The 16868-nt window shown below is 66.7% G+C and carries 19 protein-coding genes; 11 read left to right on the top strand and 8 right to left on the bottom strand.

Annotation, left to right across the window (positions count from 1 at the left end; all coding sequences use genetic code 11):
• The first annotated feature begins 11 nt into the window (after window positions 1-11).
• The 3 genes from EWH21_RS14005 to EWH21_RS14015 all read left to right on the top strand — a co-directional run bounded on the left by EWH21_RS14005 (window position 12) and on the right by EWH21_RS14015 (window position 4742).
• Window positions 12-890, top strand: coding sequence for an AraC family transcriptional regulator (locus EWH21_RS14005; RefSeq protein WP_277698609.1), 879 nt, complete (start codon window positions 12-14; stop codon window positions 888-890).
• Window positions 891-1002: 112 nt separating this feature from the next.
• Entirely contained in the window at window positions 1003-1998 is a 996-nt protein-coding gene (locus EWH21_RS14010) for a GlxA family transcriptional regulator (protein WP_277700620.1), read from the top strand.
• Between the two features lie 116 nt (window positions 1999-2114).
• Complete coding sequence (locus EWH21_RS14015; RefSeq protein WP_277698610.1) at window positions 2115-4742, top strand: DEAD/DEAH box helicase; 2628 nt, start codon at window positions 2115-2117, stop codon at window positions 4740-4742.
• 10 nt (window positions 4743-4752) lie between these two features.
• Here the strand turns inward: EWH21_RS14015 and EWH21_RS14020 are convergent, their stop codons facing one another.
• Window positions 4753-5247, bottom strand: coding sequence for a phosphate-starvation-inducible PsiE family protein (locus tag EWH21_RS14020; protein ID WP_037048030.1), 495 nt, complete (start codon window positions 5245-5247; stop codon window positions 4753-4755).
• Window positions 5248-5469: 222 nt separating this feature from the next.
• Between EWH21_RS14020 and EWH21_RS14025 the strand changes: the two genes are divergently transcribed.
• Both EWH21_RS14025 and EWH21_RS14030 read left to right on the top strand, forming a co-directional pair.
• The gene (locus tag EWH21_RS14025) at window positions 5470-6444 is read left to right on the top strand and encodes an MBL fold metallo-hydrolase (RefSeq protein WP_277698611.1); all 975 of its coding nucleotides are present in this window, start codon (window positions 5470-5472) and stop codon (window positions 6442-6444) included.
• 108 nt (window positions 6445-6552) lie between these two features.
• Window positions 6553-6816, top strand: coding sequence for a YebG family protein (locus EWH21_RS14030; protein ID WP_037048038.1), 264 nt, complete (start codon window positions 6553-6555; stop codon window positions 6814-6816).
• 45 nt (window positions 6817-6861) lie between these two features.
• On the opposite strand, the gene EWH21_RS14035 is transcribed toward EWH21_RS14030, so the two are convergent.
• Window positions 6862-7104 carry a hypothetical protein gene (locus EWH21_RS14035; protein WP_277698612.1) on the bottom strand — a complete coding sequence of 81 codons (243 nt, stop codon included), beginning with the start codon at window positions 7102-7104 and terminating at the stop codon, window positions 6862-6864.
• A 79-nt stretch (window positions 7105-7183) separates the two neighbouring features.
• Here EWH21_RS14035 and EWH21_RS14040 point away from each other — a divergent pair, with 79 nt between their 5' ends.
• Window positions 7184-7588 carry a DUF488 family protein gene (locus EWH21_RS14040; RefSeq protein WP_277698613.1) on the top strand — a complete coding sequence of 135 codons (405 nt, stop codon included), beginning with the start codon at window positions 7184-7186 and terminating at the stop codon, window positions 7586-7588.
• A 279-nt stretch (window positions 7589-7867) separates the two neighbouring features.
• Window positions 7868-8749 carry a DMT family transporter gene (locus tag EWH21_RS14045; RefSeq protein WP_277698614.1) on the top strand — a complete coding sequence of 294 codons (882 nt, stop codon included), beginning with the start codon at window positions 7868-7870 and terminating at the stop codon, window positions 8747-8749.
• Here EWH21_RS14045 and EWH21_RS14050 read toward each other — a convergent pair.
• Window positions 8746-9768, bottom strand: a complete 1023-nt coding sequence (locus EWH21_RS14050; protein WP_277698615.1) for a Glu/Leu/Phe/Val dehydrogenase dimerization domain-containing protein — start codon at window positions 9766-9768, stop codon at window positions 8746-8748. The two genes, EWH21_RS14045 and EWH21_RS14050, sit on opposite strands and share 4 nt — an antisense overlap.
• Window positions 9769-9868: 100 nt before the next feature.
• Here EWH21_RS14050 and EWH21_RS14055 point away from each other — a divergent pair, with 100 nt between their 5' ends.
• Window positions 9869-10672, top strand: coding sequence for a transglutaminase family protein (locus tag EWH21_RS14055; protein WP_150609938.1), 804 nt, complete (start codon window positions 9869-9871; stop codon window positions 10670-10672).
• A gap of 12 nt (window positions 10673-10684) precedes the next feature.
• Here the strand turns inward: EWH21_RS14055 and EWH21_RS14060 are convergent, their stop codons facing one another.
• The 3 genes from EWH21_RS14060 to EWH21_RS14070 all read right to left on the bottom strand — a co-directional run bounded on the left by EWH21_RS14060 (window position 10685) and on the right by EWH21_RS14070 (window position 11971).
• Window positions 10685-11041 (bottom strand): PilZ domain-containing protein, encoded by a 357-nt coding sequence (locus tag EWH21_RS14060; RefSeq protein WP_037048051.1) that lies wholly within the window; start codon window positions 11039-11041, stop codon window positions 10685-10687.
• A 59-nt stretch (window positions 11042-11100) separates the two neighbouring features.
• Complete coding sequence (locus EWH21_RS14065) at window positions 11101-11523, bottom strand: DUF4124 domain-containing protein (RefSeq protein WP_152488865.1); 423 nt, start codon at window positions 11521-11523, stop codon at window positions 11101-11103.
• A gap of 73 nt (window positions 11524-11596) precedes the next feature.
• On the bottom strand, window positions 11597-11971 hold the full coding sequence (locus tag EWH21_RS14070; protein ID WP_277698616.1) for a tetratricopeptide repeat protein: 375 nt from the start codon (window positions 11969-11971) through the stop codon (window positions 11597-11599).
• A gap of 151 nt (window positions 11972-12122) precedes the next feature.
• On the opposite strand from EWH21_RS14070, the gene EWH21_RS14075 reads away from it, so the two are divergent.
• The 3 genes from EWH21_RS14075 (at window position 12123) to pyk (ending at window position 15428) form a co-directional block, all read left to right on the top strand.
• Entirely contained in the window at window positions 12123-12929 is an 807-nt protein-coding gene (locus EWH21_RS14075; protein ID WP_277698617.1) for a tetratricopeptide repeat protein, read from the top strand.
• Between the two features lie 67 nt (window positions 12930-12996).
• Window positions 12997-13905: a universal stress protein gene (locus tag EWH21_RS14080; protein ID WP_277698618.1), complete on the top strand. Its 909-nt coding sequence runs from the start codon at window positions 12997-12999 to the stop codon at window positions 13903-13905.
• Window positions 13906-13976: 71 nt separating this feature from the next.
• A complete protein-coding gene (gene pyk / locus EWH21_RS14085) occupies window positions 13977-15428 on the top strand; it encodes a pyruvate kinase (RefSeq protein WP_047592946.1) in 1452 nt (483 codons plus the stop codon).
• A gap of 42 nt (window positions 15429-15470) precedes the next feature.
• Here the strand turns inward: pyk and EWH21_RS14090 are convergent, their stop codons facing one another.
• Together EWH21_RS14090 and EWH21_RS14095 are read right to left on the bottom strand one after the other, a co-directional pair.
• A complete protein-coding gene (locus EWH21_RS14090; RefSeq protein ID WP_277698619.1) occupies window positions 15471-15938 on the bottom strand; it encodes a GNAT family N-acetyltransferase in 468 nt (155 codons plus the stop codon).
• A 114-nt stretch (window positions 15939-16052) separates the two neighbouring features.
• Complete coding sequence (locus tag EWH21_RS14095; RefSeq protein ID WP_277698620.1) at window positions 16053-16826, bottom strand: enoyl-CoA hydratase; 774 nt, start codon at window positions 16824-16826, stop codon at window positions 16053-16055.
• Between the last annotated feature and the right edge of the window lie 42 nt (window positions 16827-16868).

Here is a 16868-nt window from a genome sequence, read left to right on the forward strand (position 1 = left end):
GGGAGAAGCTGATGGCGACATTCGACAACCTGCAGGTATTCCAGAGTATGAGCCGCTCGCCGCATGCGCGGCTGCATGCCATTGCCGAGCTGGGTGACGGCCTAGCGGTGGCGCACTGGAGCAACGCCCACGATGCACGCGACTACCTCGCCCCCAGCCATCACACGCTGTCCTGCTACCTGGCTGGTGGCACCGGCACCTTCCGCCGCGAGCAACCAGGCAACTGCGGCGCGCCGGACCGCCTGTGCATCCTGCCCGCCGAGCACCAGTCGGCCTGGATCATCAACGGCGAAATCCAGCTCGCCCACCTCTATATCGAGCAGGAGCAGTTCGCCCTCGGCGCTGTCGCCCTGCTCGACCGTGAGCCGCGCAGCCTGCAGCTGGAAGAGGCGACCTTCCTCGAGGACGCCGAGCAGGCCGGGCGCTTTCGCCAGCTCTGCCGACTCGACTGGCAGGAGCCCGGCGAGCGCCTGCTGGCCAGCAGCCTGGCGCATGAGCTGCTCGACCATGCCCTGCTCAACCAGGTCGGACTGCGCCAGGGCCTGCGCCTGAAGGGCGGCCTGGCACCGGCAGTGCGCCGGCGCGTGCGCGACTACATCGAGCAGCACCTGGCCGAGCCACTGTCGCTGGATATCCTGGCCAGCCTCTGCAGCCTCTCCGAATACCATTTCGCCCGCATGTTCCAGAGCAGCTTCGGCCTGCCGCCGCACCGCTACGTGCTGGCCAGGCGCATGGCGCTGGCCTGCCATCTGCTGCGCCACACCCGCCAGAGCCTGGCGCAGGTGGCCATGACCTGCGGCTTTGCCAGCGCCAGTCATTTCAGCAATCGTTTCCGCCAGGCGCTGGGGGACACCCCCAGCCGCTATCGCCAGGCGTTCGAGCCAACCTGATCCGGCCAACGCAGGTTATAGTGCGGCACCGGACAGACAGGCACGCCGGTGGTGCCTGCGCGGGTGCACGACGAGGTCGCGATTGGTAACCAGAAGACAGTTCAGCGAGGCGATGCAGGGCCAGAACGTGCGTTTCGTGGGCGACAAGCGCGAAACGATCCAGACCTCCTGCGTCGGCTTCATCCTGCTCGAGCACTTCTCCCTGCCCGCCTTCACCCAGGCGCTCGATACCCTGATCACCGCCAACCTGATCCAGAGCCAGGCCTTCGCCACGCGGACCTTCAGCCTCGACGGCGGTTCGGTGACCAGCGATCTGGGCCTGGTCATCTGCCCCGATGCACGTGCCAGCGGTGAATGCCTGGCGGAGCTGGACCTGCTGGTGGTATGCGGCGGCCTGCGCACCGCGCTGCGCGACATGCCGGAACTGGGGCAACTGCTGAAACAGGCGCAACACAAGGGCATCGCCCTGTCCGGGCTGTGGAACGGCGCCTGGTTCCTGGCCCGCGCCGGCCAGCTCGACGGCTACCGCTGCACCATTCACCCGGAACACCGCGCCGCCCTGGCGGAAATCGCCAAGGACAGCCAGGTCACCAGCGAAAGCTACATCGTCGACCGTGACCGGCTCACCGCCGCCAGCCCGACCGGCGCCTTCAACATGGTGCTGGAGTGGATCAACCAGCTGTACGGCCGTCACCTGGCCGACGCCGTGGTGGATATCCTCGCGTTCGAGGAATCCCGCTACCGCCGCGCGCGGCCGGCGCTGCACGAGAAGATGAGCGAGCCCCTGCGTGAAGTGATCAACCTGATGGCGAGCAACATCGAGGAGCCGCTGACGGTGGCCCAGCTCGCCCAGTACGCCGGCCGCTCGCCGCGCCAGATCGAACGGCTGTTCCAGGAGCAGCTCGGCACCACGCCCCTGCGCTACTACATGGAACTGCGCATCACCGAGAGCCGCCGCCTGCTGCAGCACTCCGAGCTGCCGATCGTGGATGTCGGTCTCGCCTGCGGCTTCGTCTCACCCAGCCACTTCAGCAAGTGCTATGCCTCGTTCTTCGGCTATCCGCCGTCGAAGGAGCAGCGCCACGGCTGCGTCAAGGCCAGGAAGTAACGCGCGAACCGACCATGGGTGCCTGCGCAAGCACCCGCGCCTGTGCGAAAATCGGTCCCTTTGCATTCACGCGGCTGGCTCATGCGTCAAACCTTCGCCACTGTGGGGCTGTTCTGATGCCCCTCGACATCCATCATCTGCGCCAGGAAGACTGGCGTTCCGAGTTCGGCGCCGGCGACCTGCGCCGGGGCATCGCCTACGCCGAGGAAAAGCGCAGCAAGCTGCTCAGCCTCAAGGATCACAGCCTCCTGGCGAACTGCCGGGGCTCCGGCCAGACCTACCAGCAGCGCATCACCCTGCACCCCTACGGGCGCAAGTGGAGCGTGACCGGGCACTGCAGCTGCCCGGTCGGCTTCAACTGCAAGCATGTGGTCGCAGCCCTACTCACCCTGGAAGCCGTGCAGAAGAGCGGCGCAGACCTGTCCGAGCTGATCGTGCCGAGCAAGGAAGTCGCCGAACAGCGCCTGGAGGGCATCAGCCCCGTCCCGGTGCTGACCCTGGGCAGCCATGTGCGCGTGCACTTCGATGCACGCAAGGGGCGCATGCTGGAACAGACCCAGCACCGCGCCGCACTGGCCTTCGACTACGCCGGGCATCTGACTTTCGGCAAACCGGCCAAGGACCTGGTCAAGCGCCTCCAGGCCGACCTGAACCTGCGCGTCATCCGCGATGCGAACGCCGAGGCGCGGCTGCGCAAGCGTCTGGAACAGCTTGGCCTGCAGGTCGCCCTGCGGCAGAGCGACGCCCTGCCAGCCGATGCCGGCGAGCCGTTCGAGCTGGAGGGCGAGCGCGACTGGCTCGGCTTCGTGCAGAACCAGTTGCCGCAACTGCGCGCCGAAGGCTGGCAGATCCACATGCGCCCGGACTTCCAGTACAACCTGGCGGAAGTCGAGGACTGGTACGCCGAAGTCGAGGAAGACCCGCAGCAGAACTGGTTCGACCTGGAGCTCGGCATCGAGGTGGAAGGTCAGCGCCTGAGCCTGCTGCCGATCCTCCTGCAGGCGATTCGCCGCACGCCCTGGCTGCTGACGCCCGAAGCGCTGGCCCAGCGTGCCGACGAGGATCGCCTGCTGGTCAACCTGCCCCAGGGCGGCAAGCGCATCGCCCTGCCCTTCGCCCGCCTCAAACCGCTGCTGGCGACGCTGGGTGAGCTGTATTTCCGCGATCCGGGCGAGGACCACCTGCCGTTGCGCCTGGGCCGTGCCGATGCCGCACGCCTGGCGGAGCTGGCGCAGGGTCCGGCGCTGAACTGGCAGGGCGGTGACGAGCTACGCGGTTTCGCCCAGCGCCTGCAACGACTGCAGGTCAGAGAAGTGGCCGCGCCAGCAGGCCTGCAGGCCGAACTGCGCGCCTATCAGCTAGAGGGACTGAACTGGATGCAGACCCTCGCCGAACTGCGCGTAGGCGGTGTGCTGGCCGATGACATGGGCCTGGGCAAGACCCTGCAGACACTGGCCCATGTGCTCTGCGAAAAGCAGGCCGGACGCCTCGACAAGCCCGCGCTGATCGTCATGCCCACCAGCCTGATCCCCAACTGGCAGGACGAGGCGGCCCGCTTCACCCCGCAGTTGCGCGTGCTCGCCCTGCACGGCAACAAGCGCAAGGCGCTGTTCGAGGAGATCGCCGCGCACGACCTGATCCTCACCACCTACGCCCTGCTGCCGCGCGACCTCAAGGCGCTGAACCAGCAGTCTTATCGCCTGCTGATTCTCGACGAGGCGCAGAACATCAAGAACCCGCGCAGCAAGGCCGCCACTGCCGCTGCGCAGGTACAGGCCGACCTGCGCCTGTGCCTGACCGGCACGCCGCTGGAGAATCACCTGGGCGAGCTGTGGTCGCTGTTCCACTTCCTCATGCCCGGCTGGCTGGGCGACGCCAAGGCCTTCACCCGCGACTACCGCACGCCCATCGAGAAACGTGGCGATGCCCAGCGCCTGGCGCACCTGGGCGGGCGCATCCGCCCCTTCCTCCTGCGCCGCACCAAGGAGCAGGTGGCCAGCGAGCTGCCGCCGAAGACCGAGATCATTCAGTGGGTCGAGATGACCCAGCTACAGCGCGACCGCTACGAAACCCTGCGCCTGGCCATGGACCAGAAGGTACGCGACGAGATTGCCCGCCAGGGCCTGGCACGCAGCCACATCGTCATCCTCGAAGCCCTGTTGCGCCTGCGCCAGAGCTGCTGCGACCTGCGCCTGCTCGGCGACGACGCGAGCGACCTGAGCGCCGCCGACTCGGGCAAGCTCAGCGCCCTGCTGGAAATGCTTGTGGAGCTGGTCGAAGAAGGCCGCCGTGTGCTGCTGTTCTCGCAGTTCACCTCGATGCTGGCGCTGATCGAGCAGGAGCTGCAGGCACGCAAGATCGCCTACGCCAAGCTGACCGGCAGCACCCAGGACCGACGCACACCGGTGCAACGCTTCCAGGCCGGCGAGTTCCCGGTGTTCCTGATCAGCCTCAAGGCCGGCGGCAGCGGCCTGAACCTCACCGCAGCGGACACCGTGATCCATTTCGATCCCTGGTGGAACCCTGCCGCCGAAGCCCAGGCCAGCGACCGCGCCTACCGCATCGGCCAGGACAAGCCGGTGTTCGTCTACAAGCTGATCGCCCGTGGCAGCGTCGAGGAGAAGATCCAGCACCTGCAGCAAGCCAAGGCCAGCCTGGCCGAGGGCGTGCTAGGCAGCGGTGGCCAAGGACAGTGGCAGCTGGACGAGGCGGACCTGGCCGCCCTGTTCGCCCCGCTGCAATAGCGGATGCGCCTCAGTCGGCGGCATCGTCGCGCTCCGCTTCGGCATCCTCGCGGTTGCGCACCTTGCCACGCGGCACCGGGCCAGCAGCCGCAGGGAAGCGCGACGAGGCATAGCGCACCACGAGAATCGCCAGTGCCAGCAGGAGGATCGCCCCGGACACCATCACCACGCCCCAGCTTGGTTTGTGGGTGTGGGAAATGTCGGAGATCATCAGGCGCGTCAGCGCGGTGATCGCCACGTAGATCATGAAGCGGATCGGCATGTGGTTGGTCTTGAAGTAGATCCCCACCATGGCCGCCAGCTCCAGGTAGATGAACAGCAGCAGGATGTCATCGACCGTGATGTGACCCTTCTCCAGCATGCCGATGAAGGCCATCACCCCGGCCCAGGCAGTGATCGCCCCGATGGCGAACAGCGCCAGATAATGGAACGCCTCCATCAGCAGGTTGCCCAGCGACTCCGCCAGACCGTGCATGTGTTCGCGCAAGCGCTCAGCCCAATTCATCCTTCAACTCCCCAGCAAAACCGGCACGACGTCCCGAACACCCACCGCGGGCATTCACAGGCCACCATCATGCAGGAAAAAGCCCCACGCGAGGATGATGCGGCGATGTGACGCAAGGCCCGGCCGGCGCAGAGGCCTCGACGCGGAAAGCACAGGACAGGCTCGCCAAGACGGCCCCCGGCATCGCACACTGCGGCACCCCACTCAACGAAGGATCTTCCCATGCGCCTTTTCTCGCTGAGCACCGCCTTGTCATCCGCCATGATCGCCCTGGTCAGCCTGCAGTTGCAGGCAGCCGCACCGGCACCACAGAAAACCCAGGTGCCGGGCTACTACCGCATGGCGCTCGGGGACTTCGAGGTCACCGCCCTGTACGACGGCTACACCGACCTGCCGGCCAGCCTGCTCAAGGGCATCGATGACAAGGACCTGCAGTCGTTGCTGGCGCGCATGTTCGTCGCATCCGAAAACGGCGTGCAGACCGCGGTCAACGCCTACCTGATCAATACCGGTGACAACCTGGTGCTGGTCGACACCGGCGCCGCCCAGTGCTTCGGTCCGACGCTGGGCGTGGTGCAGAACAACCTCAAGGCGTCCGGCTACCAGCCGGAACAGGTCGATACCGTGCTGCTCACCCACCTGCATCCGGACCATGCCTGCGGCCTGGTCAACGCCGACGGCAGCCCGGCCTACCCCAACGCGATCGTGGAAGTGCCGCAGGCGGAAGCCGACTTCTGGCTCGACGAGGCGACCATGGCCAAGGCCCCCGAAGGCATGCAGGGCATGTTCAAGCTGGCGCAGCAGGCCGTTGCGCCCTACGCCAGGATGAACAAGCTCAAGCCCTACGAGGCGCAGGGAGAGCTGCTGCCCGGCGTCAGCCTGGTGGCCAGCCCCGGCCATACCCCCGGACACACGTCCTACCTGTTCCAGTCGGGCGGGCAGAGCCTGCTGGTATGGGGCGACATCGTGCACAACCATGCCGTGCAGTTCGCCAGGCCGGAGGTGGTCATCGAGTTCGACGTCGACAGCGCCAAGGCCCTGGAGTCCCGCCAGCGCCTCCTCGCCGAAGCAGCCAGGGACAAGCTCTGGGTGGCCGGCGCGCACCTGCCCTTCCCCGGCCTCGGCCACGTACGCAAGGACGCTCAGGGCTATGCCTGGGTACCCGCCGAATTCAGCCCGATCCGCAGCGATCGCTGAATTCCTGGCACTCGCTGCTGGCAAAACGGCAGCGAGTTCTTTATGCTTCGAGCACTGTACAAATAAACAGTTACCGATAGACACGCATGAAGGCAGATGAGGTGATGAATGGCCGTCGAAGTGGTGTACCGCAGCAGTCGCGACCCGGAGCGCTTGTTCATGGATAAGGCCGAAGCCGATCGTTACGACAAGATGCTCGAACTGGCCGAGCGCCTGACCGAGGTGCTGCACAAGGCAGTGCCGTCGCTGAACGAGGAGCAAGGCGAGGAAATCGGCATTTTCATGGCCAAGAACCGCGACGTGTTCGCCAAGGCCTTCAAGAACCAGCCGGATGCGCTCGACGAACTCGAGGCCGAAGCCGCCAGCGAATGACCAGCGTGGCAGGCCTCGCCGTGCTCGACGGTCGAGGCCTCGGGGTCATGCACTGCCTGGCCGATACTGCGTCGCAGCCTGCTCCAGCCAGTCGGGCAGTTCACGGCGGCTGATGCCCTCGTGCCGGGCACGGGCCAGTTGCTCCAGCATGTACTGACGCTTGGGCTCGTCTCCCTCGGCGAAGGAAAGTGCTAGGTCGCGGTCACTCCACTGACGAATGCGGCGAAACAGCCACCAGTGAAAGTACAGGCCGGCCGCAGTAGTGACGACGATGATGAAATAGTCCATGGTGATTCCTCCTCCCCCACGCTAAACGAGCACGCGCACGACGCCAAGTGCAGCGTTGCCGCAGGCAAGGAGCCGGTTGATGATCCGCTGCAAACGGGTGTACCTGGAAGCCGAAGCCTGCGACGGGCAGCGCGTGCTGGTCGACCGCCTGTGGCCGAGAGGGCTGGCGAAGGATGCCCTGGCGTGCGACGCCTGGCTGCCCGATGTCGCACCATCGACCGCCCTGCGCAAAGACTTTGGCCATCGCGCCCATGCCTTCGCCGACTTTCGCGCAGCCTACCGCCACGAGCTGGCCTGCCACCCCGAGCATTGGCAGCGCCTGCTGCACTGGGCGGCAGGTGGCACGCTGACGCTGCTCTACGCCGCACGCGATGAGGTGCACAACAACGCACGCGTCCTGGCGGAGTTCCTCGAGGAGGAGCTGCTGCGACGCGACACGCCGAGTTCGGCAGTGTGCTACCAGGGCGAATTCGATGCGGGTTGACCACGCTGATCGCTCAGGCTAGCCTCTGGACCTCAACAACCGAGTCGCCCCATTTCCATGACCCTGCTCGCGCATCGCCCGAACGATCTCGCCAGCGCCGCCTACCGCGCCGCTGCCGATGGCTGTGCGCCGCCACCTGCCTGTCACGCCGGCACTCCCCCTCCGCCGGCAGCCGTCTAAGCGGGCTCACCCCGCACCTTCCCGCTCCGTCCTATCGGCCTTGCCGAGCTGCGCCCGTGCGCACGGAGCTCACGCGGATTTATCGACAGGTGTTCCATCATGCGTTTCCCTTCGACCCTTCTGTCCAGCTACGGCGCGACAGCCTTGTTCGTGCTGCTCTGGTCTGCCGGCGCCATATTTGCCCGCCTCGGCCTGGACCATGCGTCCCCGTTCGCCTTTCTCGTCCTGCGCTTCGCCCTGGCCTGCGCGGCCCTGGCGTTGCTCGCCAGCCATTCCGGCATCTGGTTGCCGCAACGTGGCCTGCGCTGCTCGACCGCCAGGGCCGGGCTGCTGATGATCGGCGGCTACAGCATCTGCTACATGCTGGCCCTGGCCGAGGGCATCACGCCTGGCGTACTGGCCACGGTGCTGGGCGTGCAACCCATCCTGACCCTGATGCTGCTGGAACGGCACGCCTCCCCGCTGCGCGTGCTGGGTCTGCTGACGGCCCTCGGCGGCCTGGCGATCGTCGTCAGCGACAACCTGCTGTACAGCGCACTGCCGGTCAGCGGCATGCTGTTCGCACTCGGCGCCCTGCTCTGCATCACCCTGGGCAGCATCGCCCAAAAGAACCTGCGGCAGAGCCCCATGCATGCACTGCCGCTGCAGTACGGCCTGTGCCTGCTGGCCAGCCTGCTGCTGTTGCCGAGCCAGGACTGGCGCGTGGAGTACGATGTCGGGCTGTTGCTGCCACTGCTGTGGATGGGCCTGGTGATCTCGGTGGGCGCGCAGCTGCTGCTGTACCGCCTGATCCAGGCCGGCAACCTGGTCAACGTCACCAGCCTGTTCTATCTGGTGCCGGTCACCACCGGCGTGCTCGACTATCTGCTGCTGGGCAACCGGCTCTCGGCACATGCCCTGGTCGGCATGGCCGCGATCCTGCTGGGCCTGACGCTGGTCTTCCGCCTGGCCCCACAGCGCGGCCAGGCGAGCGAATGCTAGCGTTCGTACAGCAGATGCTCGGCCAACTGGTCGGCGACCCTGGCGGGCGAGCGCTTCTCCGCCTGAGCGTGGGCGTAGATGTCGGTCAGACGCTGGCTGATCCGCGCCAGGTGGGCGGTGATGGCCGGCAACCCCTCGCCGCGGTGACGTAACGCTACGTAGATCAGGCCGCCGGCATTGAGCACGTAATCCGGCGCATAGAGGATGCCGCGTGCCTCCAGCTCGTCGGCGATCTCCGGGCTGGCCAGCTGATTGTTGGCCGCCCCGGCGACCGCGGCGCAGCGCAGGTGAGCGACGCTCTGCCGGTTCAGCACACCGCCAAGGCCACAGGGCGCGAGGATGTCGCAGGGCGTGGTCAGCAAGGCTTCGCTGGCGATCGGCTGGGCACCGAGCTGCTCGACGGCCAGCTGCACACGCCCGGCGTCCAGGTCGCTGACCAGCAGCTCGGCCCCCGCCGCATGCAACGCCTCGGCCAGGGCGAAACCGACATTGCCCAGCCCCTGCACGGCGATGCGCAACCCTTCCAGGTCATCCCCACCCAGCCGTGCCTGGGCAGTGGCGCGGATACCGGCGAACACGCCCAGTGCCGTATGCGGCGACGGGTCGCCCGCACTGGAAGTGCTGGTTGCATGCCGGGTATGCAGGGCGATGCAATCCATGTCGGCGCTGGAAGTGCCACTGTCGACGGCGGTGATGTAGCGTCCGTTCAGCGTTTCGATGAAGCGCCCGAAGGCTTCGAACAGCGCGGCCCGGCTGTCCAGGTGCACCGGGCGGATGAGCACCGCCTTGCCGCCACCGTGGTCGATGCCGGCCAGCGCCGCCTTGTAGCTCATGCCCTGAGCAAGGCGGATGGCGTCGCGGATGGCGCTCTGCTCGTCGGGATAGGCCAGGTAGCGGCAGCCACCGAGCGCCGGCCCGAGTCGGGTACTGTGAATGGCGATAACGGCCTTGAGGCCACTGACGGGATCGTCAGCCAGATGCAGGGCCTCGAGGCGGGCGGCTTCCATCATGCTGAACATGGGCGAGCTCCCGGTCTGACTTCAGGCCACAGTATAGGTGAGGGCAACTGGACGAGCGTTCGACCAGGGGCTACAAGAGCAGAAGCCACCGGAGAATGCGATGAGCCCACGCCAAGCCTGTCTGCAGTGCCTGCAACGCGACCCGCCTGCCCTGTTCGAGGCAGCGCTGTGGATCGCCGCCGAACATGACGAACAGTTGCAGCCGGCGAACCTGCTCGCCGACCTGCACGCACTGCAGCTGCAGGTCAGCGCCGGACTGCCGGCCCTGCCCGCGCGCGAGCTGGCCCAGCCGCTGCTGCGCCGACTCGCCGAACTCGACTACCAGGAAGACGACGAAAGCGTGACACGCCCACGCCATGCCCTGCTCCACGAGGTGCTGCGCCGCCGCCGTGGCCAGCCACTGTCGCTGGCGCTGATCGCCCTGGAGCTGGCACGACGCCTGGACATTCCGCTGCAAGGGGTGAATTTTCCCGGCCATTTCATGCTGCGCGTGCCAGGCGCCGACCACCTGCTCGACCCCTGTGGCGGCCGCCGCCTGTACACCCGTGACTGTCGCGAGCAGCTGTATCGTCAACAGGGCGCGGGGGTGGAACTCAGCGCCGTGCACCTGCAGACCGCCGATGCAGCGGCCATGCTGCAGCGCCTGTCACGCAACCTGCGGCAGCTGCACCTGCAGCATGACGAGCCCATGGCCGCGCTGAAGGATGCCGAGCGCGTGCTCCAGCTCGGCCCGCCGAACCTCGCCGACCACCTGGCCCGTGCGGACGTCTACCAGCAGCTCGATTGCCCGCAGGGCGAACGCTACGACCTGGAGCGCGCCCTGCTGTTCTGTGAGGAGGAAGGCCTGCGCCTGCAGCTGAGCCAGCGCCTGCGCAATCTGCAGAGAGCACCTGCGGTGCACTGAAACGAGTGATGTTCAGGCCGATGCCGGCAGACCATGGAAGCTGAAGTAGTAGCGTAGCGCCTCGATCATCTCGACATACTCGGCGGGGGGCGCGACCAGCGCGAAGCCGGAGTCATAGCAGCCCGGCGTGACATCCTCGCGGCACCACTGGCAGGTGGCAGAGACGTCGATGAAGCGCACACCTTGCTGACCGGGAATCTTCAGGCGCATGTCGAAGCGCGCACCCACCAGCAGCGGCAACTGGCTGATCAGCATCAGGCCGTCCAGGGAGACATTGCCGATGGAGCCCATCGGCTTGTCGGTGATGCGATTGAACACCTTCAGGTAGTAGGGCAACTGATGGCGTTCGATTCGACGCTGGCTGCGCATGGTGGCGAATCGCTACAAAGGGTCTTCAGTATGGCCCGCCCCCGGCCACTAGGCCAGTCCTAGCCGCAACGTTCGGCGATGCGATCACGTAGCTTGCGACGAGCGGTATCCGTCTCTTCATCACTGTAGTAAATGCGCTCGCCGTTGGCATCGGTGCGGTAGTAGGAGAAACCTTCCGGGATCTGTGCCAGGCGGCGCTGTAAATCACGGCATTCACTGGCCCGTTCCTGGCGCTGGTTGGCCGCTGCGGCGGCAGCCTGCTGCTGCTCGTCGCGCCGGGCGTCGTAGAAGCGCTGGCTGCGCGCCTCACGCTCGCGCGTCTGCGCGTCGCGCTCGACGACCTGCGGCTTCACCTCGACCCTCTCGGCTCCCGCGACGGGGCGCTGGCCGAAGTGCACCTGGCCCTGCTCATCGGTCCAGCGATAGATCTCCGCCGTGGCCAGGGCCGGTAGCAGAGCAGCGATCAACAACAAGCGGCGCATGACCATCCTCCAGAGGTACATGCGCCAGCTTATACCGCGCGGCAGCTCGACGAAATGACCCGCGACCGATGGCTCACAGTGCAGCCGGGCTGGCCTTGGCGGTCGCGGCCGGATTGTAGTGGCCAAGCTGCTCAAGCGTCTGCAGGCGTGCACGGGCACGGTAGGCATACTCGCTGGCCGGGTAGCGGCCGATGATGAACTGGTAGGTCTGCGCCGCGTCGACGAACAGGCTCTCGCGCTCCAGGCACTGCCCGCGCAGCAGGGAGATTTCCGGCTGCAGGTAGGTGCGCGAACGACTCTTGCGCTCGGCCTGTGACAGTTCGAGTTCGACGCGCGAGCAGTCACCCTCGTGGTACGCGCGGTAGGCGTTGTTCAGGTGGTGGTCGAGCGATACACGGGTGCAGCCGGCGGCCAGCAGCGCCACGGCCAGGATGATCAGGGTTCGCATGGGTAATTCCTCCGATGTGCAGTGTATCGACAGGCGCCGGAAAAACTGAACAGCGACAAACCTCCGATGGGTTTTGCCGCTATCGCCTTGGCGCTGCCCAGCGCCCTGACTAGACTGCGCGACATCGGCCCGTTCCGGCCAAGGAGCCTGCATGCTGTTCGTTCGCCTGATTTCCCTCGCCGTCGGCGCCTGCCTGCTGAGTGCCTGCGCACCGACCACCCCGCTGTTCATCGCCCAGGTCACCACCAACGAGGTGGTCGAGTACAAAGCCCTGAAGACCAAGCGCATGACGGCGGCCATCGAGGACGAAGGCGACCTGCTGACCTACAGCGCCCTGGCCATTCGGGACGCCCATAGCGACAAGGCCGAGGCACTGTATCTGGAGGGCTACCGTGACCGCCAGCTGAGTGACGAGGTACGCGCCATCGCCCTGTACCAGATCGGTCTGATCTACATGAACCGCTTCAACGAGCAGCGCGACGACGCCAAGGCCCTCAATTACTTCTACCGGGTGCTCAACGAATTTCCCGCCAGCCAGGCGGCCAATCGCGCCGAGCAGCGTATCGAGACGATCCGCCAGCGCGAGGACGCGCCTATCCACCAGACATCGCGCGAGCTGCTGGCGCACTGGCAGCCCAGCCAGAACCTCGACCTGTACAAGCCCAGCCTCGATCCGGACATGACCCTGTTGTCGCGCCGCGCCGTGCTCAAGGGACGGGTCGACGAGGCCGAGCAACTCTACATGCTGGGCCTGGCGGACCCGCACGTCCCCGCCGACATCAAGGAAAAGGCGCTGTACCAACTGGCCCTGATGCACATGGCGCCGGACAACCCGGCCGCCAACCGGGGCAAGGCCATCGCCTACCTGCGTCGCCTGCTGGTGCAGTTCCCCGAAGGCGAGCTGAACGCCAAGGCCGCCCGCCACCTCGACCTGGCCCTGAATCCGGGCGCGCGCTGACCCACATCAATGCCGTTCGCCGCGCCAGGGTCTGTAATGTCAGGACACCCAGGCCGAGGACGCTGCCATGAAACTGCAAAGACTGCTGGTCGTCATCGACACCGAACACGCAGAACAGCCCGCCCTGCTGCGCGCCGCCGAGCTGGCCCGGCAGACCGGGGCCGAGTTGCACCTGCTGCAGGTCGACTACCACCCGAAACTCGACGGCGGCCTGCTCGACAGCCACCTGTTCCAGCGCATCCGCGACACCCTCGTGCAGCAGCGCCATGCCGATCTGCTGGCCAGCGTCGCCCACCTGAGTCGGGAAGGCCTCAAGATCGAGGTGGACGTGCGCTGGAGCAAGCGCCGCCATGAGGAGATCCTCGCCCGCGTCGCCGTGCTGCAACCGGACATCCTCTTCACCTCGGCCCACCCTGGCAACGCCCTGCGCCGCCTGCTGTTCGGCGACGCCAGCTGGCAGCTGATCCGCCGCTGCCCGGTGCCGTTGTGGCTGGTGCACGACGCCGCACCGCGAGGCAGCAACCTGTGCGTCGCGCTCGACCCGCTGCACAGCGCCGACAAGCCCGCCGCCCTCGACCATCAACTGATCGCCGCCAGCCAGGCACTGCAGGCCCGGCTGGGCCTGGACGCCCACTACCTGCATGCCCAGGCCCCGCTGCCGCGTTCGCTGATGTTCGACGCCGAAGTAGCGCAGGAATATGAAGACTACGTGACCCAGTGCCATCACGAGCATCGCCAGGCGTTCGACGCGCTGATCGCCCGGCACGCCATCGACCCCGGGCACGCCCACCTGCTGGACGGTTTCGCCGAAGAGGTCATCCCGCAGTTCGTGCGCGAGCACAATATCGGTCTGCTGCTGATGGGCGCCATAGCCCGTGGGCATCTGGACAGCCTGCTGATCGGTCACACGGCGGAACGGGTGCTGGAGCGGGTCGAATGCGACTTGCTGGTGATCAAGCCGGCAGGCAAAGGGTAGTGCACAGGAACAATGACTACAGCCTGGCGCCGTAGTAGCCTCCCCGACATCGTTCACTAGGGAGTTCGTGCATGACCTTTCGCCGCACCAAAATCGTCGCCACCCTGGGCCCGGCCAGCAGCTCGCCGGAAGTGCTGGAGCAACTGATCATCGCCGGCCTCGACGTGGCCCGCCTGAACTTCTCCCACGGCACGCCGGATGACCACAAGGCGCGCGCTGCCCTGGTCCGTGAACTGGCGGCCAAGCACGGTCGTCACGTCGCCCTGCTCGGTGACCTGCAAGGGCCGAAGATCCGCATCGCCAAGTTCGAGAACAAGCGTATCGAACTGAAGGATGGCGACCTGTTCCGCCTGTCCTCCAGCCACTCTCGCACCGCCGGCAACCAGGACGTGGTCGGTATCGACTACCCGGCGCTGATCCAGGACTGCGACGTCGGTGACGACCTGCTGCTCGATGACGGTCGCGTGGTCATGCGCGTCGAACTCAAGGGTGCCGACGAACTGCACTGCCGCGTGCTGATCGGCGGCCCGCTGTCCGACAACAAGGGCATCAACCGCCGTGGCGGCGGCCTCACTGCCCCTGCCCTGACCGACAAGGACAAGGCCGACATCAAGGTCGCCGCCGAAATGGAGCTGGACTACCTGGCCGTGTCCTTCCCGCGTGACGCTGCCGACATGGAATACGCCCGTCGCCTGCTGAGCGAAGCCGGCGGCAGCGCCTGGCTGGTGGCCAAGATCGAGCGCGCCGAAGCGGTGGCCGACGACGAAGCCCTCGACGGCCTGATCCGCGCCAGTGACGCGGTGATGGTGGCCCGTGGCGACCTCGCCGTGGAAATCGGCGACGCCGAACTGGTCGGCATCCAGAAGAAGATCATCGCCCACGCCCGCCGCCTGAACAAAGCGGTGATTACCGCCACGCAGATGATGGAGTCGATGATCCACAGCCCGATGCCGACCCGCGCCGAAGTGTCCGACGTGGCCAACGCCGCGCTGGACTACACCGATGCGGTGATGCTGTCGGCCGAGAGCGCCGCCGGCGAGTACCCGGTGGAAGCCGTGCAGGCCATGGCCCGAGTCTGCCTGGGTGCCGAGAAGCACCCCACCAGCCAGAAATCCAGCCACCGCCTGGGCCGTACCTTCGAGCGCTGCGACGAGAGCGTGGCCCTGGCGACCATGTACACCGCCAACCACTTCCCCGGCGTCAAGGCCATCATCAGCCTGACCGAGAGTGGCTACAGCCCGCTGATCATGTCGCGCATCCGCTCGCACATCCCGATCTTCGCCTTTACCCCGCACCGCGACACCCAGGCTCGCGTGGCGCTGTTCCGTGGCGTCTACACCGTGCCGTTCGACCCCGCCTCGCTGCCGGCCAACAAGGTCAGCCAGGCCGCGGTGGACGAGCTGCTCAAGCGCGGCGTGGTGGAACCGGGCGACTGGGTCATCCTGACCAAGGGCGACAGCTACCATGGCACCGGTGGCACCAACACCATGAAGATCCTCCACGTCGGGGATCAGATGGTGTGACCCGCAGCTGAACCGGAAAGGCCGCTCATCGAGCGGCCTTTTTCATGCCTGCTCGGTAAACTCCAGCGTCAGCCGCAGCATGTCCCGCAGCTGGATGCCCTCCTCGTAGATCGGCTGCGGGTAATGCCGCACGAAGAAATCACGGTCGATGGCCGTGACGCGAAAACCCTGGCGCTGATAGAACGTCAACTGATAGCCGAAGCTGCCGGTTCCGACCTCCAGCGCACGGGCGCCGGAATCGCGCACGGCATCGATCACTGCCCGCAGCAATCGACTGCCGACACCACTGCGCTGCTGGCGTGCGCAGACGGCGATGCTCATCAACTCCGCCACCCCGTGCACAGGCCGGGTAACCGCGCAGGCACCCAGTACCTGCTCGTTCTGCACGGCGATGAAGCAACGGCAGCCGGGCAGATAGGCGCGCACCTTGCTTTCGTTCGGGTCGGCCAGCAACAGCAGTTCGAGCGGCACCTGCTCCGGGGCTGCTTCGCGGATCACCAGGTCTGTCATGTACGCGTCCTCAAGGCGGGTCGATCACGGCGCATGCCGTGCGGTCGACCATTCTCGGGAAGCCGGCGCGTCGACGCCAGGGGCAAGCGAGGGCCGGCGCTCCGGCCAGGTGCCTCAGGCGAACCGAGAGAAATCCGGCTTTCTGCGTTGCATGAACGCCGACAGCGCCTCGATGGCCTCGGGCGAACGCAGGCGCTGGCCGAACAGGGCGCCCTCCTCCTCGATCACCTTGCGCAGCTCCTCGCGCCCCGGTGCACGCATCAGGCGCTTGCTGTCGGCGACCGCCGAAGGGGCCAGATCGAGAAAACGCAGCGCCGCCTCATGCGCCGCACGCAGGGTCGCCGCGCCACCGTCGAGCGCCTGGTTGGCAATGCCCCAGGCGGCCGCCTGCTCCCCGCTGAAGCCCTGGCCGAGCAGCAGCAGCTCGGCCGCCCGCGCATGGCCCAGCAGGCGCGGCAGGATCAGGCTGGAGCCATACTCGGGGCACAGGCCGAGGTTGACGAAGGGCATTTTCAACTGCGCATCGCCACTGACGTAGACCAGGTCGCAATGCAGCAAAAGGGTGGTACCGATGCCGACCGCAGGTCCGGCCACGGCGGCGACCACCGGCTTGCTGAAATCGAACAGGGCACGCATGAACTGGAAGACTTCGCTGTTCAGGCCGGCGGGCGGCGCCTGGATGAAATCGGCGACGTCGTTGCCACTGGTGAAGCAGGTCTCGCCACCGGTCAGCAGCACCACGCGCACGCTGGCGTCGCGTTCGGCTGCGTCCAGCACCTCGGCCATGCCAGCGTACATGGCGCGGGTCAGGGCGTTCTTCTTGTCCGGGCGCTGCATGCGCAGGGTCAACAGACCGCCATCACGTTCGATATGCAGATGTTCGTTCATGCAATGCTCCGGGGCCTTGGCTGGCGTGCTGCAGGCCGGAGG

Source organism: Pseudomonas sp. REST10 (genome assembly GCF_029542605.1).
GTDB lineage: Bacteria > Pseudomonadota > Gammaproteobacteria > Pseudomonadales > Pseudomonadaceae > Aquipseudomonas > Aquipseudomonas khazarica.